Below are 21,612 nucleotides of genomic sequence, written 5' to 3'. Positions count from 1 at the left end.
AATGCCTGCTGCGAAAAAAAACACCGTAGCAGGTTCGGCATGTTTTGCGGACACTGCCGCCAAAATAACGAGTCGGTTTGCTTCGTCCCTGGTGATGTGGCAACAGGTGCACGGCAGGCATGATCTGCCATGGCAGCAAACGCGCGATCCTTATCGTGTCTGGCTTTCCGAGATCATGCTGCAGCAAACGCAGGTGAGTACGGTTTTAAATTACTACCCACGGTTTTTAGCATTGTTTCCCGATGTGCAGGCATTGGCTGCTGCCAGCCAGGATGAGGTACTGAGTCTTTGGAGCGGTTTGGGCTACTATAGCCGGGCACGCAATTTGCACCGGTGTGCGCAGGTGGTCGTGCAGGAGTATGGCGGAGAATTTCCGGCACAGATGGCTTTGCTGATGGAATTGCCCGGCATTGGCCGTTCCACGGCAGCAGCCATTGCGGCATTTTGTTTTGATGAGCGTGTGTCCATTCTGGATGGCAATGTCAAACGTGTGCTGACCCGCACGCTTGGCTATGGCGAAGATATTTCGACTACCGCTGCAGACCGTGAACTGTGGACCCTGGCGCAGATGCTGGCGCCAAAACCAGCACTGGTGCGCAAATATCAGAATGCGTCGATGACGGCCATGGCAAGCTATACCCAGGGGCTGATGGATCTGGGCGCCAGCTTATGCCAGCCAAGGCGCGCGCAGTGTGACCTGTGTCCTGTGGCCCAGGTCTGCCGGGCGCATCAGTCTGGCACGGAACTGGCATATCCGGTGAAAACGCGCAAGGTCAAGCGTAGCGTGCATTCCGGTTATCTGCTGTGGCTGGTTTCTCCGCTGGGGGTCTGGCTGGCACCCCGGCCCGCTAAAGGAATATGGGGTGGGCTTTACAGCATGCCGGTATTTGAAAGTGTGCAACAGCGTACCGATGTGGTCTATGCAATGAACGCTGAGCAGGTGACCGAGTTACCGGCGTTTAAACATGTGCTTACCCATATGGACTGGATGCTGCAACCGGCAATGGTCAAGTTAAGCCGGCGTCAGGCGCTGAATCTGCCCACCGTGTTGCAGGAATTGCAGGGGAACTGGTTCAGCTTGCAGGAGTGGCCGGCGCTTGGGCTGCCGGCACCGGTCAGGCGGTTGCTGGAAATGGCGCAGGCACCGCAGTCAGATCTTTTTGCCCCCTGAATAGGGCTTAGTTTTCCAGACTTTTCCAAGCGTAGTCCAGGTGGTTTGAAACTCCGTGTATTTCTCGAATGAGTGTGTATATAGGCAGATGATTCCGTGAAACTCTGGTACTGCTGAAGACGACCAATGAAACAGACATCAGGCTTCATGTGGCCAAGGCAGTTTCAGGCGTTTCAGGGTGTTGGCGGTTATTCCTGAAATTCGCCGTCTACATAATACCATTGCCCGCTGATGCGTTCAAAACGGCTGAGTTCATGCAGCCGGTGTGCCTTGCCCCGTATACGGTATTTGGCAATGAACTCCACAGTGGCGTGCGTGTCATCCTGCTGCTGATGGCTGCAGATCTGAAGGCCGATCCATTTCAATTCAGGATCGGGTGGGTCAATTGTCTGTGGCCGTGTTCGCGGGTGCCATGTTGCCAGTAAATAAGGGCGCAGGTCAAATACAAAAGCGCTGTAGCGTGAGCGCATCAGCGATACGGCGTCCGGCGCCTGCAGGAGTTGAGTGCCATCGTGCCAGCGCTGGCAGCATTGCTCATAGGTGTGGCCGCTTGCACAGGGGCACGAAAGAGGGGCAGATCGCTTTTTCATGGGGTGTATTATCAGGCAAAAAGCAGGCCGTCATTTCAATGGTGTTGTTGTTCATGTGCCGTGTATTGCTACAAAAGTCCGGGGTTTGGGGCACGACAGATTCATGCCGCAACCATTGAAGGTAAACTTTCATAGCTGTAATTTTGATGGATTGGTTATTTTGATCAGGAGTGAGCCTGCCATGTTGTTTTTACTGTCCCCCGCCAAATCACTGGATTATGATACGCCAGCGGTAACAGCACTGCATACGCAGCCCCGGTTTAAAAAGGAGGCTGCCGAATTGATTGGCATCATGCGTGAGAAAACCCCGGCACAGGTGGCTTCGCTGATGGGTATTTCTGACAAGCTGGCGGCATTGAATGTGGCGCGCTATCAGGCCTGGAGCTCCCAATTTACAGCCAAAAACAGTAAACAGGCGGCTTTGGCTTTTAATGGCGATGTGTATGATGGTTTGAATGCGGCGGGTTTAAGTGAAGACCAGTTGCAGTGGGCGCAGGAACACCTGCTGATTCTCTCGGGACTGTATGGTGTGCTCAGGCCCCTGGACTGGATGCAGCCTTACCGGTTGGAGATGGGCGTGAAGCTGGTGAATCCGCGTGGCAAGGATTTGTATGCGTATTGGCAGGATAAAGTTACATCAGCCCTGAATGAGCGGCTGGTGCAGGAAAAAACGCCTGTAGTGATCAACCTGGCTTCTGAAGAGTATTTCAAGGCCGTTGATACGCAGGCGCTGAAAGCACGCGTGGTGCAGTGTGTATTTGAAGAATTTAAAAACGGGACTTATAAGATTGTGAGTTTTTATGCCAAGCGTGCGCGTGGCCTGATGATGCGTTATGCCATTGAAAAACGGGCGAAAACACCACAGGCACTGCAGAAGTTTGACCTGGACGGGTATGCCTATGACAGCGCGGTTTCAGATTCTGGGCGCATGGTGTTTCGCCGCCGGCAGGCTGCATAAATCGCAGGCTGATGGCTGCCATTGATGGTGAATACGGGTATGGATGAACAGTTGTTAAAGGCAATGCGCCAGCTCAGGCAGCGCGAAGCCATTGGTTTGAAGCAGGGGCAGACGGTACCTTTTACCGGGGCCGATGTCTGGAATGGCTATGAAATATCGTGGCTGAACCGCTGGGGTAAACCGCAGATTGCATTGCTGCGCTGGGTGGTTCCGTGCCAGTCTGTGTATTCATTCAACCCGGCGGTACTGCAGGCATATTTCAACGGGTTGGCGATGCAGCGTTTGGATTCGAGCGATGCGCTGAAAAAATTGCTGGCAGACGATTTGAGCCGGGTGACTGATTGCAGCGTCAGTGTAGATTTGATTGAGCATGATGCTTTTGAGCAAGAAGAATTGTGCACGGAGTTTGACGGCACTTCGCTTGACCGCCTGTTTGTTGAACTGGACCAGTATGAGGGCGCAGATGCAAGTCTGCTGAAAAAAGACAGTGAACAGCAGCCGCATACGGAAGTGCTGACCAGTAACCTGCTGCGGGTGTCAGACCCGGCAACCGGAGCAGCCCTGTGGGCCAGTGTGCGCGTGGCTTATACCGGTGCGCCAATTGAACATGCGGGGCTGTTGCGTTACCTGGTCAGTTACCGGATGGAGCGCATGGAGGCTGAAACCTGTATTGAACGCATATACATGGATGTACTCAGGGCGTGTCAGCCGCAGCGTCTGTTTGTATATGCACGGTTTACCCGCCGCCATGGCATGGATGTGAACCCGCTGCGTTGCAGCGCCCCGCAAGCATTGCCACCGATGCAGCGGCTGGTGCGTCAATAGTCCGTCATCAGGAGCCCTGATCCCAAAGGGGCTGGGCAGGGCAATGGGGTTAAATCAGCGTTTGAGCAGGCCGGTTTCGCGTAAAGATGCCGCAAGCAACTCTGCAAAACGCGCATAGCCCCGTGCATTGGCATGAATCTGGTCAGAGCGCAGGCTGGCGTCCGATAAAACATCAGCCCAGCCGCCTTTTTGCAGTGGGATGTTCATTTCTTTTGCCACTTCAGCGTACATCGGATGGTCGCTTAACGAGCCGACACTGGCCCCCACCAGTGAGGGTTTGGGTACGGCAATGAGCATGTTTTGTGCACCGCTGTCCTTGATCTGCCGGCAGATGGCGATCAGGTTGCTGCGGGTGGTAGCTTCCGGCACACGGCGCAAAAAGTCATTGCCGCCAATGCTGGTCAGTACCAGTTTCGGGGCGTATTGTTGCAGCAAACCCGGCAGGCGTTTTAATGCACCTTCTGTGGTGTCACCGGACACCCCGGCGTTGATGACGTTCCAGCCGGTGATCTGCGCCAATACAGCCGGGTAGCTGGTCTGGGGGTTGGCACCGTAACCGTATGTGATGGAGTCGCCCAGGGCCAGTACCGTGGCTCCGGCAGGAATCGCTATGAGCTGCGGTTCATCATTACCGCAGGCGGCTAGCGTGCCTAATATCAGGCTACCAAGTGAAAATTGCAGAAAATGGCGGCGTTGCATAAGCTGGGTGGAGGCTAAATTAAAACAGTTTTAAGTATATCAGGTACGGTTGCCGGACAGGCCGTTCCACAGCCCGGCTGTGTGCAAGGACTGGGCGATCAACTGGGCAAACAGCGCATAGCCCTTGGCATTGGCATGAATCGCATCAGAACGCAGGCCGGGTTGCATGAGTACCTGCGCCAGTGCGCCTTGCTGCAATGGAATATCCAGCGCCTGGGCAATGCGCTGGTACATGGGAGCATCTTCAAGCGGGGGAATCATTTTCGGGTTGCGGATGAAATCGGGCACGGCAATCAGCATTTGCTGTGTCGATGCTGTTTTGATTCGATCGCAGATGTTGAAGATATTGGCGTAGATGCTGTCTTCGGGCAACTGGGTGAAAAAGTCATTGGTGCCGATGCAGGTCAGCACCAGGTGCGGGTTGTATTTTTCCAGCAGTCTGGGCAGGCGCCTTAATGTCCGGGCAGAGACTTCACCGGGGATTCCCGCGTTGATCACATTCCAGCCGGTAATTTGCGCCAATACGGCGGGGTAGCTGGTTTCAGGGCTGGCACCGGTGCCAAAAGTCAGGGAGTCTCCCAGGGCCAGCACCGTCGAACCTGATAAGACGGTGGCTAAAGGAGGATTGGGTCTGGCACAGGCGCCCAGAAAACCGGTGCATCCGGCAGAGAATGCGCCTAGAGCAATATTTAAAAAGTGACGACGTTCTAATAAGGACATGGTGAGGTATGTGGGGGAAATCGGTTGTCAGTATACTGTTTCCTGAAGATCTGTGGCTGGGCCATGAGATAGAAAAATTTGAGCTAAAGGAAACAGGATATGCTGAAAGTTTACGGTATTACCAATTGCAGCACGGTTAAAAAAGCGCGTGTCTGGCTGGATGAGCATCAGATTGCCTACGAGTTTCATGACTATAAAAAACAGGGCGTTCCGGCAGATTTGCTGGATGACTGGATCAAGCAACTGAGCTGGGAGGCACTGGTGAACCGCAGGGGAACCACATGGCGCAAGCTCAGTCCTGAAGAGCAGGCAGCAGTGACAGATGCGTCAAGTGCCAAAGCGCTGATGCTGGCTTCACCCAGTGTGATCAAGCGGCCATTGGTGGTTAAAGGTAAAAAAGCGCTGTTGCTTGGGTTCGATGAAAACGAGTGGGCACAAAAGCTTTCATGACAGGCGATGCATGGTCATGCTGAAGTAGGTAAGGGGGGGGCTGGGTTTTATGGGGGCGTGTGGTGGTGTGATATGTGTCCCACACGCATCGACAGTGGCCATGTGATGGTACGGCGTTGCTCGCTGGCCCCCCATTTCAGGGTGATTTCGTGCTGAAAAGTGTGCACGGTTTCTATGCCAACGGCTTTTCGGGCTGCCTGCACGGCTGACCATGTATCAATATAGCCCAGCAAATCGTCCAGGCGCCACTGTGCGGTCATGGCAAATACCGGCGCGGCGATTTTGGCAAAAGGAAAGGGCAGGTTACGGTAGCCTTCTTCCACATGGCGTCGCTCGGCTGGCCAGTACGGGCCGATGACATCATGGTAAAACTGCTGCACAATCGCGTCGACAGGGCCTTCCACATGCAGCACACCATAGGTGATCAGTGCAATTACAGCATGTGGTCGTGCTACTCTGCGGGCCTCCGCATAAAACAATTCCAGGTTTAACCAGTGTGCGGCCTGGGCAACGGTGATCAGGTCGGCACAGGCGTCCGGCAGACCACTGTGTTCTGCTGTAGCAACCCGGTAGCTCACACGTGCATGCGGCTGTGCATTGGCAATCTGCTGTGGGCTGGCGTCGGTGGCAATGACCTGTTGAAAACGGTTGCCCAGCAGCGTGGAAAGCTGGCCGGTGCCGCAACCGCAATCGAGCGCCAGCCGGGTGTTTGGGCTGATGCCTGCCAGATATTCTGCAAGGGCCGCAGGGTAGGTCGGCCGGTGCGCAGCATATTTGTCTGACGCTACGGAAAAATGGTCTTTAAAGGACGGCTCGGGCTGTGGTGTGCTCATTTCAGGTAGGAGCGCAGAAGACGTGAAATCTGTTCCAGGTCTTTTGCACGCTGTACCTGCGGTACGCCATCGCGCGCGACATGTTCGCGGATATGCCCATCCAGTACTTCGGTCATCAGCCCGTTGACGGCACCGCGAATCGCTGCAATTTGCTGCAATATCTGTGAACAATCCACTTGCTCATTCAGCGCTTTTTCCAGCGCCTGCGCTTGGCCGCTGATGCGCCGTACACGGGTCAGCAGTTTCTGTTTGTCACGGATGGTGTGTGCCATGTCAGCTCTTTCCTGTTGGCTGTTGATGTGTATTGATCATAGCGAATATTGATGGCTTGTGTGGACAGGTAAACCCAAGTAGTTGTGTAATGTTGATTTTTTCATTTGCCAGATAAATATATACTGGGGTATAGTATATTATACATAGCGTATAGTTCAAAACCATGATGAGCGCATCAACCGACTCTTTACCACAAAAAAATCTGCAATTTCATACACACGTGTTCGATGACGGGAACCCGCTGGCACAGCGCAATACCAAACGTGCAGTGATATTGACGGCTGTCATGATGGTCATTGAGATCACTGCCGGTTATGCGTTTGGCTCGATGGCACTATTGGCCGATGGCTGGCACATGAGTTCACACGTGCTGGCGCTGGGGCTGGCATTGCTCGCATATATTTTTGCCCGCAAGTATGCAGCGGACAGCCGGTTTGCGTTCGGCACCTGGAAGATTGAGATTCTGGGGGGATACACCAGTGCCATTCTTCTGGTACTGGTGGCTCTGGCAATGCTGGTGCAATCGGTGCAGCGCATTGTTGAGCCGTTGCCGATTCATTACAACGAAGCCATTGCGGTGGGAATTCTGGGCCTGCTGGTGAATGTGGTTTGTGCCTGGCTGCTTAAAGGCGGAGAGCATGGGCATCACCACCATCATCATCATGGCGCTGCGCATGATCATCATCATGAATACCAACATGACCATGGCGGGCAGGACTTGAATCTGCGTTCAGCCTATATGCATGTGATTGCCGATGCGGCAACTTCTGTACTGGCCATTGTGGCACTGGTGTGCGGCAAATTCTGGGGTGCTGACTGGCTGGACCCGGTGATGGGTATTGTGGGGGCCATGCTGATCACGTTCTGGGCGATCGGGCTGATACGGGCGAGTGGCCGGGTTTTGTTGGATGCGGAGATGGATGCCCCTGTGGTCGATGAGATCAGGGAGGTGATAGAAAAGGATGCCAAAGACTTGCAGTTGCAGATTGGTGATCTGCATGTCTGGCGTGTGGGCAAGGACAAGTATGCCTGCATTGTGGGAATTGTCACGGCAAGTGATATCACTCCGCAGGATGTGCGGCGGATGTTGTCGGTGCATGATGAACTGGTGCATATTACTGTGGAGATCAACCGGCCGCAGCATGGGGCTGGTTCGGATGGGAAGAATGAACGTTATGCCGGCTGATATGGAGCCAATCAGGGCGTGTTACACGCCCTGGTAAGCAATAAGCACAACTGAGCTCTCTCAGCCTTCTGATGGGGGCTTATTTCATTTATAACGGTAAGGCGTTGATGGAATGGTCGGGGTCTGGCCCGTCATGAGTTTTTCCAGCACGTTGGCACTGCCTGCTGCCAGAGTCAGCCCCAAAGAACCATGCCCGGTGTTCAACCACAGGTTACGTAACGGGGTGCCGCTGACAATCGGGCGGCCGCTGGGCGTGGTTGGGCGCAGGCCTGCCCATGCATGGGGCTGGCTCAGGTCACAGGCACCTGGAAAAGTGGCCTGTACATACTGGCACAGTGCCTCGATGCGCGCCGCATTCAATTGTGTATTCCAGCCGCAGAGTTCGGCAAACCCGGCCGAGCGCAGCATATTGCCCAAACGTGCATGCACGGTTTTGCGGCTGGTATCAGTGATATTGACGACGGGTGCGGCTTCTGGTTTGATGATGGGCAGTGTGATGCTGAAACCGCGGATCGGCTCAATCGGCAGGGCAATGTGTAACGGCCGCAGCAGTTTGTTGCTGTCAGGGCCGGTGGCGATGACAAAATGGTCGGCTTCAATGCGCTGCTTGTCGCGTGTAATGAGTGCGGTGACCTGGCCATGCGCCGTTTCAATGCGTTGAATGGCGCAGTTGTACAGGCATTGTGCGCCGCTGGCCTGTGCCAGGGCACGGCTGAGGGTGTGGGCGTCAATGGCTTCTTCCTCGGCGGTCCAGACGCCAAACGCAATTGTGCCGCCCCCTGTGGCTGCCAGTGCGGGTTCGAGTTCGATGCATTCCTGTGCAGAAACGATTTTCTGTTTACAGCCCATTCTGGCCTGCCAGTTCAACTGGTTTTGCACATGCTCGCGCGATTTTTCATTACGGTAAATAACCAGTTTGCCGGTTTGGGTAAAAGACAGTTGTTCCTGGTCCGGTAGTTCCGGCAGCCATTGGTGCAGTGTGTCGCGTGACAGGAAGGAGAGGGCCAGCAGCGCTTCGGTCGTTTTTTTCACCATGGAGGGCCGGCAGCAGGCGGTAAACTGGGCCAGCCAGCAGGCATGGGCAAACTCCATTCGGGGGTGCCATTTGAGCGGGCTGGAAGCATCCAGCAGCCATTTGGGCAGGGATGCCAGCGCATCAGGGGTGGCCAGTGGCTCCACATAGCTGTAGCTTAGTTGTGCGCCATTGGCAAAACTGGTGCCCAGGCCCGGGCCTTCCGCGCTGTCAACCAGGGTGACATCCCAGCCGCCTCTGGCCAGTGCAAACGCACTGGCGCTGCCCACAATACCTGCGCCCACAATACAAACACGACCGTATGTCATTGTGCAATACTCCGGTAAAAAATGATTTTGTTTCAGCTTACCTGCCACGCCGGGCAGTTGACCAGGCCACTGCGCCACGGGCTAAAGCATCGGTTGCATCAATCAATGCAATTTCCAGGCCACTATTTGGCAGCACCAGCGGGATTTCGGTGCATCCCATGATCAGGGCTGTTGCGCCGCGCAATTCCAGCGCACGGCCGGCTGCGGCCAGCAAGTCTTGCCCCAGTATGAGGTTGCCGGCTTTGACTGCGCGGATTCCCGGCATGACGAGTGTTTCCATTTCCTGTGTGGTGGGCAACAGCCATTGCACGGGGTGGCCGGTTTCTTGAGCCCGGTTGGTATACAGCCCGGATTCGATGGTGGCCTGTGTTGCCAGAAGGCCTACGGCAGGCGTCTGCTTGGCAGGGGCCTTGACCTGTTCCAGCGCGGCATCTGCAATATGCAGCATGGGTATTTGCAGTGCAGCTTCAATATCTGCAAACCACAGGTGCGCGGTATTGCAGGGAATGACGATCAACTCGGCGCCAGCAGTAATCAGCCGTTGTCCGCACTCTACCAGTGCTGGCAGTGGCGATGGGCCTTGCCCCAGATAGGCTTGTGTGCGATCGGGGATTTGCGGGATGGAACTGATAATGACAGGCACATGCTCCTGGTCGCACTGTGCCGGTGTGGCCGCAATCATTTTCTGAAAAAAGTCGAGTGTGGCCAAAGGCCCCATACCACCCAGAACGCCTACCAGGCCATTCATGGAGGGCGGTGTATCAAAATGACGCAATGTATTCACGATGGACCAGCGCAAATTAAAAATGTAGATGAAGTGTTCGTGTCTTTTCTGGGTATTCGCGGTAATTGTTTATGCAGAGAAAAGACGCTGTCTGATTTGTATTGTATGCCTGATGCAAAGGCGTCGTAAAAGAGAGTGTTACAGTCATGGTAATGTCATGGAAAGTCCCTATAAAAAAAGTGGCAGGGGTTCCTGCCACTTGGGATTTTCCTATCCGCTGCAAACGGACTTGCCCGTGCTGATTAGTTCGCGGGTTTGTCAGAATGTGCGGTCAGGTTGGCCTTGAGTTCTTCAGACATAGGCAGTTCCAGGTTGATACCTTTGGGAGGAATCGGTTTGGTGAACCACTGTTCGTACATCTTGGTGAACTCGCCGCTTTCCATCAAACCGATAATGGCTTTGTCCACCACGGCTTTAAACGCTGGGTCATCTTTACGCACCATACAGGCATACGGTTCAACCTGGATGGGTTTGCCGACCACGGCAAAGTCCGTAGGTTTGGCCGCTGCTGCGCGCAGGCCGTACAGCAGGATGTCGTCCATGCCGAATGCATCAGCCAGACCTTGCTGCACGTTCAGGAAAGATGCATCGTGGTCTTTGGCGGTGGTGATGTTGATGCCCAGCTTGTCTTCTGTATTGAGCGTGCGCAGCAATTGCAGGTTGGTGGTGCCCAGTGTGGAAACCAGAGTCTTGCCACGCAGGTCTTCCAGCGACTGGATGCCGGAACTGGTTTTCACCAGGAAGCGGGTACCGGTGTAGAAGTAGTTGACAGAGAAGCTGACGTCTTTGCCACGGGTGGTGTTGTTGGTGGTGGAGCCGCATTCGATGTCAATGGTGCCATTGACCATCAGAGGAATACGGTTGGCAGAGGTGACAGCCTGTGGTTTGATGGTCAGGTTTGCCAGCCCCAGTTCTTTTTGAACGGCTGCGGCAATCTTTTGGGAGAGCTCCCAGGCAAAGCCGGTTGGTTGGGCTTTGTCATCCAGGTATGAGAATGGGATGGATGCATCGCGGTAGGCGATGGTCATGGTGCCGCTGGAACGAATTCTGTCCAAGGTGCCCGAACTTTGAGCCTGAACAGCCAGTGCCATGGTGGAACCGATTGCCAAAGCCAGAGTAGTTTTCAGAAACTTCATGAATTGCTCTCCTATCTATAAGGTGTAGTTGTAAGTGTTGGACATCATAGCGTAAATTAATTCCAGCCATCTGTCTATAACGCATTCCCATGATGACGGTGGGACAGCGGTTTGAGCCAATTTATACCATGTGCCAATGTCGTAAAAACAAATGCATTTTCTGTGCCAGAACATGCCCAGAAAAGCAGCCCGTTTGGTCCTGAATCGCGGGATTAAATCCGCGAGCGCATCAAAACGGTGCTACAGGGATTTCCCTGACGCACCGTTGTGGTGTCAGGAAGCAAGCAACTGCCTCAGGACAAATGGCAGGATGCCTCCGTGCTGATAGTATTCCACTTCAATCGGCGTATCAATACGCAGTGTCAGCATGACAACCTCCTGCTCACCATTGGCCCGGGTTACCACCAGTTTGGCATCGGCCTGGGGTTTGAGTTCCATGCCCAGAATGATGTCAATGGTTTCATTGCCTTGCAGTTTGAGTTTTTCCCATGAGTCGCTGCCTTTGAACTGCAAGGGCAGCACACCCATGCCAACCAGATTGGAGCGGTGGATACGCTCAAAACTGCGCGCAATCACGGCCTTGATGCCCAGCAGCAGCGTGCCTTTGGCCGCCCAGTCGCGGCTGGAGCCGGTGCCGTATTCTTCACCGCCAAAAATCACGGTCGGCACCTGGGCTTCAATGTATTGCATGGCAGCGTCGTAGATGGTGGTTTTCTGTCCTTTGTTAACACCATCCAGTTGCATCAGCGTGTAGCCACCTTCTTCACGGCTGCCGTCTTCTTTGGGCGGGAGCATCAGGTTTTTAATGCGCACGTTGGCAAAGGTACCACGCATCATGACCTCATGGTTGCCCCGGCGTGAGCCGTAAGAGTTGAAGTCGGCTTTCTGAACACCATGCGAGAGCAGATAGAGCCCGGCCGGAGAGCTTTCTTTGATTGAGCCGGCCGGGGAGATATGGTCGGTAGTGATGGAGTCGCCGAACAGCGCCATGATGCGTGCGCCTTTGACCCCCAGTTCTGCCCCTGCAGGCGGGTGCTGGGGCTCCAAAGTGAAGTCCTTGAAGAACGGTGGTTCAGCAATGTAGGTGCTCTCTGGCCATGAGTACACGTTGCCTGAGATCGATTTGATCTGGGACCACAGTTTGCCGGGGTCGGTGTTGACCTTTTCATAGTTCTCGCGGAACTCCGGACCATTCATGGCAAACTTGAGCAGTGCTTCAATTTCGTCGCTGCTGGGCCAGATGTCGCCCAGATACACATCTTTACCGCCATGGCCCTGGCCTACCGGCTCGGTCATCAGGTCAACCGTCATGTTGCCGGCAATGGCATACGCAACCACCAGTGGCGGGCTGGCCAGAAAGTTGGCTTTGATATTGGGATGGATACGGGCTTCAAAATTACGGTTGCCTGAAAGCACCGCGGCACATACCAGATCATTCTGGATGATGGCTTTGTTGATTTCGGGTTTCAGGTCACCGGCATTGCCGATACAGGTGGTACAGCCGTAGGCAGCCACATCAAACCCGAGCTGTTCCAGATAGGGCAGTAAGCCGGTCTGCGTCAGGTATTCCGTGACCACGCGCGATCCGGGGGCAAGTGAGGTTTTGATGTTCTTTTTCACCTTCAGTCCGGCCGCCACTGCTTTTTTTGCCAGCAGCCCGGCCGCCAGCATGACGCTGGGGTTGGAGGTGTTGGTACACGAGGTAATGGCTGCAATCAGGATGTCACCGTTTTTAATGACATCGTTCGCAGGTGTGGCTTCGGTGACCACATTGCTGCTGTCCAGGCTGTACAGTTCTTCAAGCTTTTGTGCCGGCTGGTTGAAGCCGTTGTCTTTGATGGGGGCGCTGAACAGCTCAATGAATTTGCTTTTGACGTGGCCGATTTCGATGCGGTCCTGCGGACGTTTCGGGCCTGCCAGGCTGGGGGCAACGGTGGAAAGATCCAGCGTAACCACCTGGGTGTAATTGATATCGCCATCGCGCGGCACACCAAAAAGTCCCTGGGCTTTGAAATAGGCTTCAAACGCTTCGATTTCTTCGTCGGTTCGCCCGGTACCTCTGAAGTAATCCAGGGTTTTGTGATCGACCGGGAAAAAGCCCATGGTGGCACCATATTCAGGCGCCATGTTGCCAATGGTGGCGCGGTCTGTCACGGATAGATGACCGGTGCCTTCACCAAAAAACTCAACAAACTTGCCGACCACTTTTTCCTGGCGCAGACGTTCTGTGACGGTGAGCACCAGGTCGGTGGCGGTAACGCCTTCGCGCAACTGGCCCTTGAATTCAAAGCCGACAACATCGGGGGTGAGGAAATAATATGGTTGCCCAAGCATGGCGGCTTCGGCTTCGATACCACCCACGCCCCAGCCCACCACGCCAATGCCGTTGATCATGGTGGTGTGGCTGTCGGTGCCAACCAGCGTATCGGGGTAGTACACGTTGTCTTTGTTTTTGTGCACACCGCGTGCCAGATATTCCAGGTTGACCTGGTGCACAATACCAAAGCCGGGAGGCACCACGCCAAAAGTATCAAAGGCCTGCATGCCCCACTTCATGAACTGATAGCGTTCCTTGTTGCGGTGGAATTCAAGTTTCATGTTCAGGTCAAGCGCATTTTTGGAGCCGAAGTAGTCGACCATGATCGAATGGTCAACGACCAGGTTGACAGGCACCAGCGGCTCCACCACTTTCGGGTTCTTGCCCATGTTTTTGGCCGTGGTGCGCATGGCGCCCAGGTCAGCCAGCAGGGGTACGCCAGTGAAGTCCTGCAGCACTACGCGCGCCAGTACAAACGGAATTTCATCCACACGCGGCGCATTGGGCTGCCAGTTGGCCAGTTGCTCAATATGTTCTTTGGTGACTTTTTTACCGTCGCAGTTGCGCAGCACGCTCTCTAAAACAATGCGTATGGAAACGGGCAGTTTGTTAATCTGGGGAAAGTGCTGGCTCAGCGCGGGCAGTGAATAGAACTTGCCTTCTTTTCCTGAGGCGGTTTTGAATGATTGCAGCGTATCGGCAAATGGATGTTGGACTGGTATATATTTGTCGACGAGTTTGGAGAGGATGTTCATCGCGAAGATCTCCTTATGTTTATGGTTTTATATGTAATTGCTAAACATCAGCATTCGAGTTGTACGTTGAGATTATGAACCTAAATGCAGATAAGAGTGCTGGCAGGGGTGCGGTAGGCACAAAATCTGTGTACATATTCATTTCATTGTGCACCGCATGAAAACAAGGCATTCGGGAGATTCTTAAGTATCCAATAAAGCACATACAGGTTGTATCAGGGTTTATTCTGTAGCAGTCGATGGATGTTGGAACCGTTGAACTTGCAGTCCAATCCATTCGCGCAGTACGGTGCTGGTGGTTGAAAGCCCCGAAGCGGATGGCAGCCACTCCAGCCAGAAGTTGGCATAGGGTCGAATAAAACCGACCGGCGCAGGCGTAACGGCCAGGCCGGTTTTTTGAAAAGCGCTGACGGCGCGCGGCATATGCCAGGCCTGTGTGACCAGTACGACATGCGTTATGTTTTCGGCATGCAGCATGGCGGCGGTGTTGACGGCGTTTTCCCGTGTATCGCGTGATGTAGCATCTATCCAGCGCAAAGGCACGCCTAATTCTTGTGCGGTGCGTAATGCGGCTTTGGCTTCCGGGCTGTCTGGTGCTGACTGGGCCCAGCCTTGCCCGCCGCTGTAACCCAGGGGCAGGCCGGTTTGCCGTGCCAGATGAATGCCGTAGACCAGGCGCTCCAGTGCGTAAGGGGAAAGTGCCGGTTGCCCGTCATACTCTGCTGCCTGGGATTGCACGCCAGCGCCCAGCACAATGATGGCGGCTGGTTTGCCTGCCAGCAGGTTGTGGCGCAGTTGCTGAATATCGCCCGGTTGCAGGGCCGTGGTTGCCGGTAGCAACCAGCGTGACAGCAACACCGCAGTACCATGGCAACTGAGCAGCCACAGGATCAGCAGGGACATGGCAGCGGCGGCAAGGTATTTTCTACCTCGTTTGTTTTTTGTGGTGTTTTCGCGCTGAAACCCCTGATGCTTTTCTTTTTTGATGCAAAAGATAAACAGAGCCATCAATGCCATGCTGAGCCAAAACATCAGTGGCATGATGACGGTGGTGATAACGGGCTTGAGAGAACCTAATTCCATAGACGAGCTCGTTAAAAAGAAGGGGACAGATTGATGGTCAGTGACATGATACAGGCATATGCAGGTTTTGTACTTGGGGTGATGTAAATGAAAGCGGGGATCAGTGTTTTGTGTTTTGAGGTGTAGGTGCTGCTGTGCCTGTATCGTCAGGAGCCCGGTTGGCAGGTAGAGAAAGGAGACTGTTAAAATCGGCGTTATTTTGTGTGAATGATCAGACTGACGATCCAATGAATGATTATTTAATTGATATCGGCATTAACCTGACCAGTGAGCGTTTCAGGCATGATGTGAGCGAGGTATTGCAACGGGCGTATGCGGCACGGGTGCAGCAAATGGTTGTAACGGGTACCAGTGAACGTGAGAGCCACAGGGCACTTGAACTGTGCCAGCAATACGATTCGCAGGGGCGGCATTTATTCAGTACAGCGGGGGTACATCCGCATCATGCCAAAGACTGGGGTTATGAAACAGCCACAGTCATCAAGCAGTTGCTGCAATCCCCCACAGTGAAGGCCGTGGGTGAATGCGGGCTGGACTTTAACCGTGATTTCAGTCCACGGCCGGTACAGGAAAAGGTTTTTGAGCAACAGCTTGCATTGGCAGTCGAGTTGCAGCACCCGGTGTTTATGCATGAACGCGATGCTTGCGAAAGGTTCATTGCCATACTGCGGGAATTTCGCGACCAGTTGCCTGCGGCGGTAGTGCACTGTTTTACCGGAGAGAAAAAAGATCTGTTCAGCTATCTGGACCTGGATTTGCACATCGGCATTACCGGCTGGATTTGTGACGAGCGCCGTGGTCTGCATTTGCAAGCGCTGGTAAAAGATATTCCGGCAGACCGTTTGATGCTGGAGACCGATGGGCCTTATCTGCTGCCGCGTACATTGAAGAACAAACCGGCAGACCGGCGTAATGAGCCTGCTTTCTTACCGGAAGTGCTCAGCGTGACGGCTGCCTGCCGGGGTGTGACGCCGCAGGTGCTTGCAGCACAAACAACGGCATGTGCCAAAGCATTTTTTAATCTACCAGACTTGCTCGCCTGAAAGATAAAAAGGGCCTGGATGATGCATCATGCCAGGCCCCGAATGTGAGCGTTAAGTGCTCAATTAAGCTTTTTTATGCTTGACCTCTCTGGGTGCAATCATGTTTTTGGGTTTGAGGATATCGGCCAGCTCTTCTTCGCTGAGCAGTTTTTCTTCGCGCACCAGTTCCAGCACACCTTTGCCTGATTGCAGTGCTTCTTTGGCAATGCGGGTGCAGTTTTCATAGCCGATGTAGGGGTTGAGTGCGGTGACCAGCCCGATGGAGTTTTCGACCAGGCGCTGGCACAGTTCTGCATTGGCGGTGATGCCGTCAATACACTCTTCACGCAGCATGTCCATGGCGCGCTTGATCATGCGGATGCTGTCAAACATTTTGTAAGCAATCAAAGGCTCCATCACGTTCAACTGCAATTGCCCGGCTTCAGCGGCAATGGTAATGGCCAGGTCATTGCCCATCACGGCAAAAGATACCTGGTTGACGGCTTCTGGGATCACCGGGTTGACCTTACCGGGCATGATCGAGCTGCCCGGCTGGCGTGCAGGCAGATTGATTTCACCAATGCCTGTGCGGGGGCCGCTGGAGAGCAGGCGCAGATCGTTACAGATTTTGGAAATTTTCACGACCAGGCGTTTGAGTTGCCCCGAGAACATGATGAATCCGCCCATGTCCCAGCTGGCTTCAATCAGGTCAGGCGCCGACCTGAATTTCAGGCCGCTGATTTTGCAGAGTTTTTCGGTGACCAGGTGCTGGTATTTGGGGTCTGTGTTAATCCCAGTGCCAATTGCAGTGCCACCCATGTTGATTTCGGTGAGCCAGTCGAGCGGATAGGTTTTCAGCCTTTCCAGGTCGTCTTCAAGTGTGGTGGCAAATGCATTGAATTCCTGTCCCAGTGTCATAGGCACAGCATCCTGCAGTTGTGTGCGCCCCATCTTGATGATGTCGGCAAACTCGGCGCCTTTGCGGCGAAACGCCTTGCACAGGTTTGACAGGCTTTCAATGAGCATTTCATTGATCAGCAATAACCCGACGCGAACCGCTGTGGGGTAGGCGTCGTTGGTGGACTGCGCCATGTTGACATCGTTGTTGGGGTGCAGGAACTGGTATTCGCCTTTTTGCTTGCCCATTTCTTCCAGTGCAATGTTGGCGATGACCTCATTGGCATTCATGTTGGTCGAAGTGCCGGCACCGCCCTGAATCATATCAACAATGAACTGGTCGTTGAATTCATTGTTCATCAGGCGTTGGCAGGCTTTTGCAATGGCTTTGTATTTGTCTTCAGGCAGATCGCCGAGCTCATAGTTGGCTTCTGCTGCGGCCAATTTGACAATGGCCAGCCCTTTGATCAGGCTGGGGTAGTGCGACAAGATGATGCCTGTGAGCCTGAAATTCTGAGCGGCCCGCAGCGTTTGGACGCCATAGTAAGCATCTGCTGGAACCTCCATATCGCCTAATAAATCATGCTCTACCCGGGTTGTTGCTGTATTTTTCATGTAGGTTGTCCCTTTCCACTGTATCTAAAGGGTGGTGTTAAACATAGGTGAAACATAACAGGAAGAAAAGTCTTCCGGTTTTTGGAGGCTGAATGTTGAGTGGCGAATGCCGATACTTGTGTTTTTGCTTAAAAATAAGGGACACTAAGGGGCTTATTCATGGGCTCATTCGCTATGGTTAAAACGGGTATTGCCGGATAGCCATGCCAGCTTATGCTGGCAGGTGTTTCAGAGATAATTGTCTTTTAACCTTGGAAATGTTAAAGGGCGCTTTATGCAAACGAATGATGGCTCTGTGACGGAGTCGGCTGTGCTGGCCGGTGGCTGTTTCTGGTGTCTGGAGGCAGTTTACGAGCGTGTCAAAGGTGTTGCGGCGGTTGAAAACGGCTATGCCAACGGGCATACGCAAAACCCGACGTATGAGCAGGTATGTTCAGGGAATACAGGGTTTGCAGAGGTGGTCAAAATCACGTTTGATCCGGCGGTGATCACTTACCGCGACCTGCTGGAGATATTTTTTGTGATTCATGACCCGACCACGCTGAACCGGCAGGGGGCCGATGTGGGCGAACAGTACCGGTCGGCCATATTGACCTGCAGTGACCAGCAGCATCAGACTGCCGTGGCAGTGATTGAGGAACTGGCAGAGAATGGTGTTTTTGATGACCCGATTGTGACCGTTGTGGAACCTTTGAGAGACTATTACCGGGCGGAAGATTATCATCAGCATTATTTTGAAAACCACCCGCAACAAGGGTACTGCCAGATGGTGGTAGGACCTAAAGTCGCTAAATTCCGGCAGAAATTTGTCCATTGGCTGAAAAACTGAACGATCAGAAAAAAGAATGAATTCCACAGCAGCATTGTTCCCGGTTATTTTGTTGATTGTTTGTGGCTGGGGGGCTGGCAAGCTGCGCTGGATACAGCAGGAACACCTGCCGGGGCTGGCCAATCTGGTTTTTCTGATGCTGGCGCCGGCGCTGCTGTTTCGCACCATGTCCCATGTCGGGTTTGACGGGCTGGACTTTAAAGCAACCTGGGTTTATCTGGCGGTTGCGTTTGCTTTGTTCATTGGTGTTTCCCTTTTCTTAGGGGGGCACAAGCGCGCCATTGTCATTGGGCTGGCATGTATTTTTTCCAACAGCGTGATGATCGGTATTCCGCTGGTGACCATGGCTTATGGCCCTGAGGGGCTGGTGACGCTGATCACGCTGATTTCTGTGCACGCTTTAACGCTGCTCAGTGCTGCCACCTTGTTTTTTGAATGGCGCAAGGCCAGAGATGAAATGCAGCAGGCTGCTGAGAGCGGCCAAGCCATGAAGGCCGGTTATAGCCGCATGCTGAAAATGGTGGGAAAAGCGGCATGGCGTTCTGTCATGCACCCGGTCACATTGCCGATCATTGCCGGTGTGGTCTGGGGCATGACCGGCTGGCAGTTGCCCGGGGTGGTGGACAGAACCCTGGAACTGCTGGGGCAGGCCAACGGGCCGGTCAGTCTGGTGCTGGTTGGCGCAACGCTGGCGCATACGCGGATGAAGGGTGAACTTAAAGGTGCGCTGGAGATTACGCTGGTGAAAAACCTGCTGATGCCTGTGCTGGTGTTTGCTGCGGGTTACCTTGTCGGCATACGCGGTGTACCGCTGGTGGTGATTACTGTGGTGGCTGCGCTTCCCATTGGGTCAAATGTGTATTTGTTCTCGCACCGCTATGGCGAAGCACAAAGCCTGGTGACGGCATCTTTGGCTTTGACAACGCTGGCCGCGCTGGTCACGCAACCTGTGGTCATGTGGCTGGCAGCCAGGTGGGCATAAGGTATGGCATACGGCGGAAGCGTGTATGCGTATGCAGGCGTTGGTCACATGGCGCAACCGCCTGCGAGCGTTTGCAGACAGCTATAAAAAGACATTTTCATAAAAAGATTTATTCATGTGCTCTGAGCCTGGTTCACGCCATGTTTGCCAGTGGCGCATAACTGTTTGTCAAAGGCGTTGGCTCCGATTTCCCCAAGTGATTGTGTTGCGGTTTGTTACCGAACAGGGTTGACGGTATTTTGACTAATCAGGCTTTTCTTAATGCATGATCTTTATTTTTGGATATGTATTTTTAGTGGTTGACATAAATTATCTTAAGATATATCATAAGATATGTTTTGAGATAAATGATTTATCAAATTGAAAATCAGCAGTCTCATATTCAATCACAAAATATATTGATAAAGGAATTTAGGTCATGCAACGCAGAATATATGAAGGGCGTCGTGGACAGCAGGCACATGGTTTCCCGTGTGGCGGCGGCAGGGGCTCTTTTGAAAGGGGTGTATGCCAGGAGCGCAGTTCTCATTCACATGGCAGGGGCGGCTGCCATTTTGGGCAGATGGCACGCGGAGATAAAGACGGGCTGGATTTTCACCTGATGCCCCCAGGGTTTGGCCGTGGGCGAAGAGGCGGCGGCCATGGTGGTCAGGGAATGTCGGATGATGACTTCAATTTCCCCATGGAGAAGCGGCGCCGTATGGGGGCAGATGATCTGCAACTGGTTGTTTTAGCGCTGATTGAGGAAAAGCCCCGCCATGGCTATGAAATCATTAAATACCTCGATACCTATACCCATGGGTTTTACGCACCCAGCCCGGGGATGGTGTATCCGGTACTGACTTATCTTGAAGAAAGCGATCTGGTTTCGATGAGCATGGAAGGCAATAAAAAATTCTATGCGCTGACCGATCAGGGCAAAGCTTTTTTAAATGAAAACCGTGAGCATGTGCAAATGCTGATGACCCGTTTGTCAGAGTTTGGGCAGCGGATGCAGCGAATGCGGGAGTCGTTTGCAGATGATACCCGTGATGTAGGGAGCAATGAATTGCGTGAAACGATTCATGAGCTGCGTGTGGCGCTCAGAGGCGTGCGCCATGCCACTGATGAAAAGAAGCAACGCATCAACGCGATTTTGTTGCAGGCGCTAGAGGAAATCAAGCGCTGAAGGTTTGCTAAAGGTTTTCATGGTGTTGGGTTTGCACCGGATTACGGTGCAAGCCTTTCCATGAGCCAGCGGTTTTCTTCTGTCAGGCGGTAGCGCAGGCGATCATGCAGCCGGCTTTTACGCCCCTGCCAGAATTCCCACATATCCGGAACCAGCCGGTAGCCTCCCCAGTGCGGGGGGCGTGGTGGCTGTAGCAGGAATTTGGCCGCGTATTTCGCTGCGTTTTCAATCAGAACACCACGCCCGGGAATGACTTCGCTCTGGGGGGATGCCCAGGCACCAATGCGCGAGTCCAGCGGGCGTTTGGCAAAATAGGCATCACTTTCTTCGGCCGATACTTTTTCAACCCGGCCTTCAATGCGCACAACGCGTTCAAGCTCAACCCAGTGAAACTGTAATGCGGCATAAGGGTGCTCAGCCAGCTCATGCCCTTTACGGCTGTTGTAATTGGTGTACCAGACAATACCTTGTGCATCAAAGGATTTGATGAGCACAATGCGGGTAGACGGGCGGCCATTGGCTCCTACGGTGGCCAGTGTCATGGCATTGGGCTCGGGAACTTTGGCGGCAACGGCCTCATTGAACCATTGTTCAAAAATGCGGACAGGCTGCTCGCTGACGTTGGTTTCGGTCAGTTCTCCCCGTTCGTAGCTTTTGCGCATGTCAGAAATATTGCTCATGGTAATTCCTTGCTGTCAGGGTAATCATAGACGATTGATGCCATTGGGATAGAGGGCAAACATAATTCAATAGTGGCAATGGGGCGGAAATGGCGCAGATGCAACAAAGAACAAAGACAAGCGGCTGTTTTGCTGATTGCCCGGGCAATGGGTAGGACGGCGTGTAGAAAGTCGGTATAATGCAAGGCCTGATATTGCCAAAAGGCTGGTGGCTGGTAACAGACCAGTATCTGTGGCAGATCAGAAAGAACTGGTAAAAAAGTTCAGCCGTAGGCATCAAAAGAGAAGCAGAACAGTT

General features: G+C 53.5%; 21 protein-coding genes. 9 read left to right on the top strand and 12 right to left on the bottom strand.

The window, feature by feature from the left end; genetic code table 11:
• Position 1 precedes the first annotated feature (1 nt).
• Positions 2-1,171, top strand: coding sequence for an A/G-specific adenine glycosylase (gene mutY / locus CUZ56_RS07925; RefSeq protein ID WP_126979845.1), 1,170 nt, complete (start codon positions 2-4; stop codon positions 1,169-1,171).
• A 188-nt stretch (positions 1,172-1,359) separates the two neighbouring features.
• Here the strand turns inward: mutY and CUZ56_RS07920 are convergent, their stop codons facing one another.
• Positions 1,360-1,761, bottom strand: coding sequence for a YchJ family protein (locus tag CUZ56_RS07920; protein WP_126979844.1), 402 nt, complete (start codon positions 1,759-1,761; stop codon positions 1,360-1,362).
• Positions 1,762-1,942: 181 nt separating this feature from the next.
• On the opposite strand from CUZ56_RS07920, the gene yaaA reads away from it, so the two are divergent.
• Positions 1,943-2,719: a peroxide stress protein YaaA gene (gene yaaA / locus CUZ56_RS07915; protein WP_126979843.1), complete on the top strand. Its 777-nt coding sequence runs from the start codon at positions 1,943-1,945 to the stop codon at positions 2,717-2,719.
• 39 nt (positions 2,720-2,758) lie between these two features.
• Entirely contained in the window at positions 2,759-3,544 is a 786-nt protein-coding gene (locus CUZ56_RS07910; protein ID WP_162615286.1) for an NADPH-dependent 7-cyano-7-deazaguanine reductase QueF, read from the top strand.
• Between the two features lie 54 nt (positions 3,545-3,598).
• Here CUZ56_RS07910 and CUZ56_RS07905 read toward each other — a convergent pair whose 3' ends face one another.
• Together CUZ56_RS07905 and CUZ56_RS07900 are read right to left on the bottom strand one after the other, a co-directional pair.
• Entirely contained in the window at positions 3,599-4,243 is a 645-nt protein-coding gene (locus tag CUZ56_RS07905; protein ID WP_126979841.1) for a GDSL-type esterase/lipase family protein, read from the bottom strand.
• A 39-nt stretch (positions 4,244-4,282) separates the two neighbouring features.
• Positions 4,283-4,963 carry a GDSL-type esterase/lipase family protein gene (locus CUZ56_RS07900; RefSeq protein WP_126979840.1) on the bottom strand — a complete coding sequence of 227 codons (681 nt, stop codon included), beginning with the start codon at positions 4,961-4,963 and terminating at the stop codon, positions 4,283-4,285.
• A 99-nt stretch (positions 4,964-5,062) separates the two neighbouring features.
• Between CUZ56_RS07900 and CUZ56_RS07895 the strand changes: the two genes are divergently transcribed.
• Complete coding sequence (locus CUZ56_RS07895; RefSeq protein ID WP_126979839.1) at positions 5,063-5,413, top strand: ArsC family reductase; 351 nt, start codon at positions 5,063-5,065, stop codon at positions 5,411-5,413.
• Positions 5,414-5,460: 47 nt separating this feature from the next.
• Here the strand turns inward: CUZ56_RS07895 and CUZ56_RS07890 are convergent, their stop codons facing one another.
• Together CUZ56_RS07890 and CUZ56_RS07885 are read right to left on the bottom strand one after the other, a co-directional pair.
• Positions 5,461-6,246: a class I SAM-dependent methyltransferase gene (locus tag CUZ56_RS07890; protein ID WP_126979838.1), complete on the bottom strand. Its 786-nt coding sequence runs from the start codon at positions 6,244-6,246 to the stop codon at positions 5,461-5,463.
• Positions 6,243-6,518 (bottom strand): metal/formaldehyde-sensitive transcriptional repressor, encoded by a 276-nt coding sequence (locus tag CUZ56_RS07885; RefSeq protein WP_126979837.1) that lies wholly within the window; start codon positions 6,516-6,518, stop codon positions 6,243-6,245. Before CUZ56_RS07885 ends, CUZ56_RS07890 begins: the two co-directional genes overlap by 4 nt.
• Positions 6,519-6,685: 167 nt before the next feature.
• On the opposite strand from CUZ56_RS07885, the gene dmeF reads away from it, so the two are divergent.
• Positions 6,686-7,705: a CDF family Co(II)/Ni(II) efflux transporter DmeF gene (gene dmeF / locus CUZ56_RS07880; protein WP_126979923.1), complete on the top strand. Its 1,020-nt coding sequence runs from the start codon at positions 6,686-6,688 to the stop codon at positions 7,703-7,705.
• Between the two features lie 84 nt (positions 7,706-7,789).
• Here dmeF and CUZ56_RS07875 read toward each other — a convergent pair whose 3' ends face one another.
• From CUZ56_RS07875 to CUZ56_RS07855, 5 genes are all read right to left on the bottom strand, one after another.
• Entirely contained in the window at positions 7,790-9,046 is a 1,257-nt protein-coding gene (locus tag CUZ56_RS07875; protein ID WP_126979836.1) for a D-amino acid dehydrogenase, read from the bottom strand.
• A gap of 37 nt (positions 9,047-9,083) precedes the next feature.
• The gene (gene cuyB / locus CUZ56_RS07870; RefSeq protein WP_126979835.1) at positions 9,084-9,830 is read right to left on the bottom strand and encodes a cysteate racemase; all 747 of its coding nucleotides are present in this window, start codon (positions 9,828-9,830) and stop codon (positions 9,084-9,086) included.
• A 242-nt stretch (positions 9,831-10,072) separates the two neighbouring features.
• Positions 10,073-10,966: an amino acid ABC transporter substrate-binding protein gene (locus CUZ56_RS07865; protein WP_126979834.1), complete on the bottom strand. Its 894-nt coding sequence runs from the start codon at positions 10,964-10,966 to the stop codon at positions 10,073-10,075.
• A gap of 273 nt (positions 10,967-11,239) precedes the next feature.
• Complete coding sequence (acnA, locus tag CUZ56_RS07860; protein ID WP_126979833.1) at positions 11,240-14,038, bottom strand: aconitate hydratase AcnA; 2,799 nt, start codon at positions 14,036-14,038, stop codon at positions 11,240-11,242.
• A gap of 222 nt (positions 14,039-14,260) precedes the next feature.
• The gene (locus tag CUZ56_RS07855) at positions 14,261-15,121 is read right to left on the bottom strand and encodes a YdcF family protein (protein WP_126979832.1); all 861 of its coding nucleotides are present in this window, start codon (positions 15,119-15,121) and stop codon (positions 14,261-14,263) included.
• A 227-nt stretch (positions 15,122-15,348) separates the two neighbouring features.
• On the opposite strand from CUZ56_RS07855, the gene CUZ56_RS07850 reads away from it, so the two are divergent.
• Positions 15,349-16,164, top strand: coding sequence for a TatD family hydrolase (locus tag CUZ56_RS07850; protein WP_126979831.1), 816 nt, complete (start codon positions 15,349-15,351; stop codon positions 16,162-16,164).
• Positions 16,165-16,227: 63 nt separating this feature from the next.
• Here CUZ56_RS07850 and aspA read toward each other — a convergent pair whose 3' ends face one another.
• On the bottom strand, positions 16,228-17,655 hold the full coding sequence (gene aspA, locus CUZ56_RS07845; protein ID WP_126979830.1) for an aspartate ammonia-lyase: 1,428 nt from the start codon (positions 17,653-17,655) through the stop codon (positions 16,228-16,230).
• Between the two features lie 274 nt (positions 17,656-17,929).
• Here aspA and msrA point away from each other — a divergent pair, with 274 nt between their 5' ends.
• The 3 genes from msrA to CUZ56_RS07830 all read left to right on the top strand — a co-directional run bounded on the left by msrA (position 17,930) and on the right by CUZ56_RS07830 (position 20,634).
• Complete coding sequence (msrA, locus tag CUZ56_RS07840; protein ID WP_126979829.1) at positions 17,930-18,484, top strand: peptide-methionine (S)-S-oxide reductase MsrA; 555 nt, start codon at positions 17,930-17,932, stop codon at positions 18,482-18,484.
• Between the two features lie 16 nt (positions 18,485-18,500).
• Entirely contained in the window at positions 18,501-19,466 is a 966-nt protein-coding gene (locus CUZ56_RS07835; protein ID WP_126979828.1) for an AEC family transporter, read from the top strand.
• A gap of 418 nt (positions 19,467-19,884) precedes the next feature.
• Positions 19,885-20,634: a PadR family transcriptional regulator gene (locus CUZ56_RS07830; protein WP_126979827.1), complete on the top strand. Its 750-nt coding sequence runs from the start codon at positions 19,885-19,887 to the stop codon at positions 20,632-20,634.
• A 41-nt stretch (positions 20,635-20,675) separates the two neighbouring features.
• On the opposite strand, the gene pdxH is transcribed toward CUZ56_RS07830, so the two are convergent.
• A complete protein-coding gene (pdxH, locus tag CUZ56_RS07825) occupies positions 20,676-21,314 on the bottom strand; it encodes a pyridoxamine 5'-phosphate oxidase (RefSeq protein WP_126979826.1) in 639 nt (212 codons plus the stop codon).
• Between the last annotated feature and the right edge of the window lie 298 nt (positions 21,315-21,612).

Source organism: Saezia sanguinis, from assembly GCF_003991585.1.
GTDB lineage: Bacteria > Pseudomonadota > Gammaproteobacteria > Burkholderiales > Burkholderiaceae_C > Saezia > Saezia sanguinis.
This window is presented reverse-complemented; position numbering and strand designations above follow the sequence as displayed.